Raw genomic sequence first — 395 nt, 5'->3', positions numbered from 1 at the left:
CGTTCTTGTAGGCCACCTTTCCTTTGGCATCGTAGATGAGAATTCCTTTTTCATTGGTATTTACCACTTGGGACATGATGTTCAGCAGGTCGGTTATGTCTTGCAATTCCTGTCGTTCACGTACCCGCACTGCGATACTGCTGGAAAGAAGGGAGAGGAAATTCATATATATTTCCCGCCGTTCAAGCATCTGCTCGCGGGAGTCGGAGGAAAAGCAGATCATTTCCATGGCCCCGTAAGTGGTGATACCATCTGAAATAGGCGCGCAGACTGAGCAGAGCTCGCGGCAATTATCCTTCGTTTGACAGCCTTTGCAGATCTTATTTTGGCGAGGGTTTTCAATGAAGAGTGGAGTGCTTCCCTTCAAGGTGTTTTTCAGCAGGTTTCCCGCACTC

Annotated in this window: 1 protein-coding gene; it reads right to left on the bottom strand. The window is 48.4% G+C overall.

Features of this window, described 5'->3' with window-relative positions:
• Nucleotides 1-395: hypothetical protein (locus tag EMN46_RS19790; RefSeq protein ID WP_195715345.1), on the bottom strand; the 395-nt coding region annotated here is incomplete at both ends.

The sequence above is a fragment of the Ancylomarina sp. 16SWW S1-10-2 genome (assembly GCF_009669305.1).
GTDB lineage: Bacteria > Bacteroidota > Bacteroidia > Bacteroidales > Marinifilaceae > Ancylomarina.
Note: the sequence above shows the minus strand (reverse complement) of the source record. Positions and strands in the feature narration are given on the sequence as shown.